This is a genomic window from Exiguobacterium sp. KKBO11 (assembly GCF_001644945.1).
Lineage (GTDB): Bacteria > Bacillota > Bacilli > Exiguobacteriales > Exiguobacteriaceae > Exiguobacterium_A > Exiguobacterium_A abrahamii.
The window spans coordinates 1,307,629-1,315,894 of record NZ_LUCU01000011.1 but is presented as its reverse complement, the minus strand read 5'-3'; the positions used below and the strand labels follow the sequence as shown (position 1 = coordinate 1,315,894).

Genomic DNA, 8,266 nt, shown 5'->3' with positions numbered 1-8,266 from the left:
TATTCCGATTGTCCTTGTCAACCATGGCAGCACGGAATCGCATCTTCACGGACTTCCCGTCCATCCAAACGGGGAAGGAGATGCTCTCGAAGTCGAAGGAATAGTTCTGATTGTTCCAGACGCAGACCGGCTTTTTGAGGACAGGGATGCGTTTGAAATCCTCTTTCCTCGCCTTCTTGTAGATGCCGACGGCATCTCCTGCGAGTTGGTTCTTCACGGCGCTCGGAAGGGGGGTGTCGATGTCCTTGCTCGACCACCTCTTCCCGTCCTCGGAGGCGACCATGTTCGCCACGACTCGGTTGGCGGTCTGGATATAGGTCTTGCCCATCCTTTTTAGGATGGCATCCTGACGACGCGTGGCATAGATTCGAACTTCTACCGTGACGACTTGACTCATCTTTGACACCTCCTTCATCCTAATAATCAACTCCATTATAGATTTACTATCAATGCATTTCACCAGGAAGAACAGTCGGGGACATGCGGTGTCTGAAGACACCCCGTCCCCGAACTCGCTATCAGCCTACCCCTAAAGGAGTGGGCTTTCTCGCTCGTACATTCTGTAAAGAAGGGAAGATTGATGCATGCAGACGACATATCCATCCTACTTTTGGGTCGGATCCGACGAATCATTCGTCGACACGAAGCAGATTGACCAGATTGGTCGGGTGACGCTCGGTCGATTCGGAGGCTGCTCAAGAAGCGGTCAATATAAAAACGAAGACGGGGCTGCCATCTTGATCGGCGACGATTGGGAGATGACCGTCGTCTTAGACGCTCATAAGACAGCGGATAGTGCAGCACTTGTCTTAGAGCAGTTGGCACAACACGAGTCGCGTATTCGGACTGATCTTGATGCACCACTTACGGAAGCATTCCGACGGATCGAGACGACCGTGCTGGATCTATTTCAAGACCCGGACTTTTTAGCGGCGTGTGCGAAGTTGCAAGGAGAAACCGCTTGTTTGATCGCCGTCCGCAAAGGACGTTTCATCTGGTGGTTCTCCGTCGGTGACGTCGTCTTGTATCTGTTTCACCCGGATTTGATGAAGATGGGACAAGCCGCCTTGAATGAGCGACAGTTCTATGAATGGATTGGACGCGCGAACACCTTTGCGTTACCGGTCCCGAGTTACACACGAGGCGTCCGCGAGTTGCGGCAAGGGGACAACCGATTGTTCGTGACGACGGATGGTTTGCTCGAGTGCCCGGGAACAACGTATGCTGAACCGAAGCAGATGGAGGACACTTTACGATCAGGTGGTATTGCTGAACTCCTCTCGACGATCGAAGTACAGGGCGTTCGTGACAGCACGACGGTCGTCACGTGGACCGTCACGATTGACGAACGCGTCACCCAACCAAGTGATACATGAAATAACCCGCGCTCCTGCTTGAGCGCGGGTTATTGTTATTCTGTTTCAGGCGTTTGTTCCTGTTGCTGATCGAGTTCGACCGGTTCTTGGTCAACGGGTGGCTTCGCTTCAGCCAACGGGAAGGCGATGCCCGCACTTGTCAGCAAGGTGATCAAGGCGGCGCTCGTCAATGTTTGACGCATGGTCCGACACGTCCTTTCTGTCTGATTCCGACACTATATTTTAATAATTCTGAACATTCTTCATCGTTTCGTCAAGCAATCTTTTACTTCCACTACGTATTTTTCCCAAAAACCCAGTATACTTAAACATGAAAAAGGGGGAAATCGATTGAAATTAACGAAAGCCAACACACGTCTATTAGAAACCGTTTTACCACGCTTGAATCTGAATGTCGCAGAACCGGACCGGACGGAAATTGAAGACCGTCTGCGGGCAGATATCTACGAAGCCCAGCGGAAGCAGCGTCCATTCGAAGAGATTCACGGTCTATCGGTCGAAGCACGCCTCGATCAGATGATCGCTGAGTTACCACAACGACATCGGATGGAGACGCAAAAACGCTGGACACGAAACTATGTCTCCTCAATTCTGATGTTCATCTTCATCGAAGGGATCGACGGATTGTTCCAATTCGCCCTGATCGATTACTTATTCTTCTCGATCATCGCTCTTTTCTTGATTGATGCGATGTCACAAGTCATCACGGCACCGAAGATCAAACAAGTCAAACCGCGGGTGTGGATTCAATTCGTCATCAGTTTCATTTTATTCTCAACCTATAAGGCACTGCTCGTGACGGTCTTCCCGGCACCGGACGTCTTGATTCAAGTCAGTGGAACGCCGTCTTATCTCATCGGCATCGCGGGACTCGTTGGTCTCTACATCTACTGGTCAAAGAATCCGTTACGAAAACGCGGCGCATAATTCGCGAGAGGGGATGGTTGCGTGGAGTTCACACATTGGAAACGACGGTTGCAAGATCATTTCGAACGAATGGGCTTTTCCTTACTGACGGAACGCCTAGCGATGCAAGACATGGTCAAACTCGAAGCGACACATGGTGCCTTTCTATTCTTCCCGGTGACGATTCATCTCTATGAACGGTCCGGCTGGAAGATGGTCGCGTTTGAGGCAGAGACGGGGGAGGATCCACAACTCGTCGAGCAACAGATTGCCTCGTTGTTCCAGCTCTTGATGGTGACGTTCCAAGAAGAAGAGCGCGAGTTCTTACTCGGATTTCATGCGAATACCGGTCGTTACCTGACGGACCGTAACGCTCCGGTCGGACAACTCGTCCGTCTGATTGAAGAGTGTTGGTATGACGGTGACGTTCTCCGGGTCGAAACGTTCGATTCGTTCCCGGGACTGTTCGTCGCACCACCTTTCGCCCATCAAAGTTATGCCTTCATGCCAGAAGAACGGACGTGGCGCCTATCCGTCGGGCGTACTGGACGTCCAGCGAACGATTATCGTTTCGATGGAACGATTTTGTCCCCACACCGCTTACCGGAGTCGGAATTATTTACTGTGACACCAAAGTCGGTACCGTTAGAGGATGAAGAGGCGATCCGAAACTTACTGGAAACGGAACGACAGACGATTGCTAAGTTCCATGATCGTGCCATGGCGACGATTCGGGCGTACGACCCATCATTTGGTTTTGCTTGGCGCGGCACACAGACATTTTTCCATGGTGTCCCGGTCAATCCATTCGCACAGCGCTTGTGGCTCGAGAACGGCGTGACGCGATACCGGATTCTACAACAAGGATCGACGCGATTGCTTGCTTCCGGTGAGACCTGTGACGCTGTCATCGAGATGCTCGACGATGCCGTCAGTAGTGAAGAACCGGATGGTCAATCCATCAGTCCGATTGGTCAACTGATCCTCGGGATTTGGCAACAGATCGAGTCGGACGAAGCGACGTATATCACGAACGTCGACTGCCTTGGCATCTCGCGTACACAAGCTGATAACCGCATTCGTCACGCGCTAGCGCGGCAAGAGACGATTGATTGGGTGCACCGGGCACCGAACGAAAATGATATTTGTCGCTTTGCTGGTCTGACGTTGACCTTCCCGCATCGTCCGCCGGGTGTCGTCACGATTGAACGAACCGAAGCAGAATAATGAATAATATTTTTAAGTTGTTTTTATATTTTAGATATAATTAAGAATTATAAGAGTTTAAAAAATTACTAAATCTGATGTAATGATTAAAACGGTAGTTCTTGTTGAATATTTAGATAAATATGAGAAGCAAATTCTATCAATAAATTTGCTTCTCATGTTTTGTGATACGTAGAGTTGTTAAATTAAGCGCAACACTTCTTCGGAAGAGACCTCGTATGCAGTTTTCTAATCCAAACTCTTTCGTAGTCGATTGTTAATTCTAGAAGGTGTGTGTTTTAGTTCTGTCGAGTGAGAAGAACGATAGACTATCGGTAGTACAATATAAAGCGGGCTTTTTCGTTCCGCCTAAATCGCTCTTAATCAATCCTTTATATATCCATCGATAGATTGTACTGTACGATGTTTACTGTTTTTGAAAGAGCCGTCCGGTGTTGAAGGTATTGTAAGATTGATTCCATTTTAGTTCACGTGAAATCGTAGACGACTGTCGTCCTATATGCTGTGCGATCTTTCGCATTGAAAATCCAAGCTCAAGATAAGTTTCTATTTTGACTCTTTCTGATGTAGTAAGATTAACATAGCTCATAACGGATCCTCTGTTGAATTTTTTACGATCTACAAGAGGCCGTTATGAGTTTTTTTGTTTTTCAGCTAGGTGTTGCACTTAATTTCACAATTCGTCATTACATTAATATTTTTTCAATAGTGCTTATAAATAAATTGAAAAATATTTTTTATTCTAAAACATACAAAGTTAAATTATTTCCAAATATTAGACTGTTAATAATGAAAATACATAAAAATTAGTATGTTTTACAAATAAAATGTTATTATATCCATATACACTTATGGTTTAAACATTTATTAGTAAAGTAATTGGGGGTAACTAAGAGATGATAAGCTTTACGAAATTTGGAGAAATAATTGAAAGCGTTCTGAGAACAAAAGTATTAGAAGATAACGAAAAGTTAATGATTAATATTGATGAAAAGGAGTTTTTTATAAAAAAGGATTATTATTTAGAACTTACAAATAAATTAAATTCTAGAAGTACTGATAATGAGACTTTATTATACGATAGTCATTATTATGAAGTACTTACAAGAGGAGAAAACTACTTCTCCCCAAGACTGAACTTTAATGAAACTATTAGAAAAGAAGATTCATCAAACGGAATTGTTTATGAGTATAACGCTTGCTCTGATGAATATATGATATTTATCTTAAATAAAATTTATGAAGCAGGATTGGAAAAGGAACTTATTCGTATGAGAAGACCTATCAGGAGATTAATTGAAAATTTTTCAAGCGATCAACTACTTGATTGCGTTCGTTTTATATTCCCAAGATTTGAAACGATGAGAGTATCTACTGTAAATAATATGACTAAATCTAGACTTGAAAAATTATCTAATTCTTTTTTATTTCAAATGGGTTTCAATTTTAATTATGCTGTAATTGAGCTTAAATTTTTAGACGAATTTTTAAGAAGTAACAGATTATCTAGAGTTAGAAGATTAAGTTTAAATGAAATGGAAGCGCCGAAAAGAGAGTACACTCCTGACTTAATTTACCATTATCAAATGGCACTTTCTGCTGAAGGTCCTATGCTTCAATTTTTATCTTATTATCATATTATGGAGTATTTTTTCGAAAAAATTTATAATGAAGAAATCGTAAAGGTTGTTGAAAAAGAAATTACAAGTCCACAATTTTCATCTAAAAGAGAAAAAGATATTAACAAGCTTATAAAACTTATTTCAAAAAAAATAAAAGCTAGAGGTGAAAGTTATACGTTTAACGAACAAGAAGCACTGAATTTGACTCTTTTTAAGTATGTCAACATAGACGATTTAAAAGAAAAACTAGATGAATATGATAACAAGTTAGTACCATATTATAGAGAAAACATTGTTAAGTTTTCTGGTGGTGATAAAGTTGATTTAATTAACAGCACTAATGACAAAGCATTCTCTAATCTTTCCAAAAGAATATATAAAACTAGGAACTCAATTGTGCATAGTAAAGACGGAGAAAAATCAAAATTTACTCCCTTTACAGACGATAAGTTTTTAATTAATGAGATTGCGTTGATGCGATTTATAGCAGAAAGTATAATCATTGAAAACTCTCAACAGATATAATTTGCTTCAAAATATAAATAACAAGTTGAATATTTAGTCGTTATATAATATTTTAGCAGATAATTCTTTTGTTGATGTTTTAATCGCTATAAACAAATTTTAAATGGAGACTTAAAATGAAAAGTTACTTTGAGTTTATGAATGATTTTGACAAAAATGATATTTTTGAAGGTCTTCTTTCTTATGGTATGTTTAGCGAGAAATTACCTCCTATTTTATATTTTTAAAGATTAAAACTATAATTTTGAGCAGATATAAATCACCTTCTAAGTGGTGTACTTTTAAAAAGTACTAACGTCGAGGGTGATTTTGTATATTGTACAAAAACGTATATTCAAGTGTAGTGAAATGGACATTGAAAAATAAAGGTATTATTACAGCAAATTTATCAGTTGAAAGCCAATCGGAATACCGTGCAGAAAATTATGCAAAAACAGCATCTCCAACGTCGGATTAAGTCGAAACGAAGATGGAAGTCTCGGGGTGAGGGCATCATAAAGGCACCGGATCTTATCAAAAGTGACTTCACAGCAAGTAAACCGAATCAGAAGTGGGTGACGGATATCACCTATATCCAATACGGCAATACGACGAAATATCCTTCAACTATCATGGACTTATTCAATAACTAAATTATCGCCTACAAGTTATACGAGCATCAACAAACGCCTCTTATAATCGATACGTTGAAGATAGCGCTTGAGAATCGAAACTATCCCGAAGAGGTCATCCTTCATTCAGACCAAGGCAGTGTCTATACGTCATATGCCTTTCAATAGTTCTTTAAGAGAAATCACCTAACAAGTAGCATGTCTCGTAGAGGAAACTGTTGGAACAACGCAGTTATTGAATCGTTCTACTCTAAATTAAAGCCCGAGGAGTTCCAGTACGTTAAATTTAACGCGTTCAGAGACCATAAGGTCTCTGAACGCGTTATTATTTACCTAATTGTCTAACTATTTTGATTAATTTCATTCGAAGATGCGTTTATCGCAACCTAAAGCCCAAGCGATGAAATCAGCCGTCGCACGTCCTGATCCGCTTGTTTAGGTGTCAAAATCAACAGTTGATCGTCTACGAGGACACGTGTCTGACCACGTGGCGTCAGGATTTCATCTTCACGAATGATCGCAACGACGAGCACATCCTGGGGCATCTCGATATCCTGTAACGTTCTTCCAGCAATCACACTGTTTGTCGAGACCCTGACCTCGATGATTTCCGCTTGCGGATGGGTGACGGTCATGAATTTCAGGAACGGTTCGACCGTCGTGTCGGGCTGTGTCTCTAGCCCCATTCGCCGGACGATCCACGGCAAGGCCGTTCCTTGCAAAAGAGCAGACGTCATGACGGTGAAGAAGACGATATTGAAAAGAAGCGGCGCTTCCGCAAGACCGCTTGAAAGCGGATAGGTCGCGAGAATGATCGGAACGGCGCCCCGTAATCCGGCTGCCGTGATGACACTCTGTTCTTTGACCGTGTACCGAAACGGAAGCAGCGACAAGACGACGGCAAGTGGACGAGCGAGCAGGATTAACGTCAGGACGATGACGGCCGAGACGAACAAGGTCCGAGGATCGAGCAATTGTTTCGGGAAGACGAGCAGTCCGAGCATGATGAACATGCCGATCTCTGCTAAATGCGACAAGCTGCCACTAAATCGTTTGAGCGTCTCGCGGTAGATCATATCATGATTGTTGATCCAGATTCCGGTCAGATAGACAGCGAGAAACCCACTGGCGTGCAAAATCGTCGCGAGACCATACGAGAAGAGCGCCCCACTGAACAGAAGCGTCGGATAAAGGGCGGACGATGGCAACTCAATCCGGTTCAGCAGTTGCGTGACGAGATACCCGATCGCAAGACCAACTAGTGTCCCGAGTCCCATCTCGTAGATGAAGGACAGAATACCCGCACCGATCGAGAACGATTCCGGCGCTAACGCAAACGATGTGAACAAGATCGTCAGGAAGACGGCCATCGGATCATTCGTTCCGGACTCCGCTTCGAGCGTATGTTTGACTTTGGCATCGACCGGTCGTCCACTGAGCAGGGAAAAGACAGCGGCCGCATCGGTCGAGCCGACGAGCGCGCCGATCAATAACGCGACCGGCCAAGAAAAATCAAGTAATAGATACGCAACGATGGCAATGATCCCGGTCGTTGCAAGGACCCCGACGGTCGCAAGCGACAGGGCAGCGGGGAGAATTTTCCGGAAGTGTACCCATTTCGTATGCAAGCCACCGTCAAACAGAATCAGAACGAGCGCCATCGTCCCAAAAAGACGAGCTTGCTCGAAATCACCAAAGTTGATGATTCCTGTGACATCTGACCCTGCCACGATCCCGACGACGACGAACAGGATCAACGTCGGTACATTTAACCGGACGGCAAACTTCGTCGTGATGATCGCAATCAATAGTAACGTTCCTGCGACGAATAAGATCGTCCCTTCTTCCATCCGACCACCTCTTTCGTGATAACATGTTCTCCTTTTAGTATACGTTACTTTTTGAAAATTTCGAAAAATAACGTCAAAACGAGGTGTACAAACGAAAAGAAAAAGGAAAACTAGAAACAGAACTATTTGCGTTCAATACGGAACACAAG

General features: G+C 43.6%; 6 protein-coding genes and 2 pseudogenes. 4 read left to right on the top strand and 4 right to left on the bottom strand.

All coding sequences use genetic code 11. The features are described 5' to 3' along the window. A pseudogene (locus AYO36_RS06885) lies at positions 1 to 397 on the bottom strand (RNA-guided endonuclease TnpB family protein); the annotation flags it as partial. 187 nt (positions 398 to 584) lie between these two features. On the opposite strand from AYO36_RS06885, the gene AYO36_RS06880 reads away from it, so the two are divergent. Then, positions 585 to 1,376: a PP2C family serine/threonine-protein phosphatase gene (locus AYO36_RS06880; RefSeq protein ID WP_064299898.1), complete on the top strand. Its 792-nt coding sequence runs from the start codon at positions 585 to 587 to the stop codon at positions 1,374 to 1,376. A gap of 35 nt (positions 1,377 to 1,411) precedes the next feature. Here the strand turns inward: AYO36_RS06880 and AYO36_RS16750 are convergent, their stop codons facing one another. After that, positions 1,412 to 1,558: a hypothetical protein gene (locus AYO36_RS16750; protein ID WP_023468299.1), complete on the bottom strand. Its 147-nt coding sequence runs from the start codon at positions 1,556 to 1,558 to the stop codon at positions 1,412 to 1,414. Positions 1,559 to 1,706: 148 nt separating this feature from the next. On the opposite strand from AYO36_RS16750, the gene AYO36_RS06875 reads away from it, so the two are divergent. Then, complete coding sequence (locus AYO36_RS06875; protein WP_064299897.1) at positions 1,707 to 2,303, top strand: hypothetical protein; 597 nt, start codon at positions 1,707 to 1,709, stop codon at positions 2,301 to 2,303. Between the two features lie 21 nt (positions 2,304 to 2,324). Next, a complete protein-coding gene (locus AYO36_RS06870; protein ID WP_064299896.1) occupies positions 2,325 to 3,509 on the top strand; it encodes a hypothetical protein in 1,185 nt (394 codons plus the stop codon). 460 nt (positions 3,510 to 3,969) lie between these two features. Here AYO36_RS06870 and AYO36_RS16655 read toward each other — a convergent pair. Further along, positions 3,970 to 4,098, bottom strand: a pseudogene (locus AYO36_RS16655) (helix-turn-helix domain-containing protein); the annotation flags it as partial. A gap of 307 nt (positions 4,099 to 4,405) precedes the next feature. On the opposite strand from AYO36_RS16655, the gene AYO36_RS06865 reads away from it, so the two are divergent. Beyond that, a complete protein-coding gene (locus AYO36_RS06865; RefSeq protein WP_064299895.1) occupies positions 4,406 to 5,656 on the top strand; it encodes a hypothetical protein in 1,251 nt (416 codons plus the stop codon). 997 nt (positions 5,657 to 6,653) lie between these two features. On the opposite strand, the gene AYO36_RS06860 is transcribed toward AYO36_RS06865, so the two are convergent. Continuing rightward, positions 6,654 to 8,117: a potassium/proton antiporter gene (locus AYO36_RS06860; protein WP_064299894.1), complete on the bottom strand. Its 1,464-nt coding sequence runs from the start codon at positions 8,115 to 8,117 to the stop codon at positions 6,654 to 6,656. Positions 8,118 to 8,266: the final 149 nt, after the last annotated feature.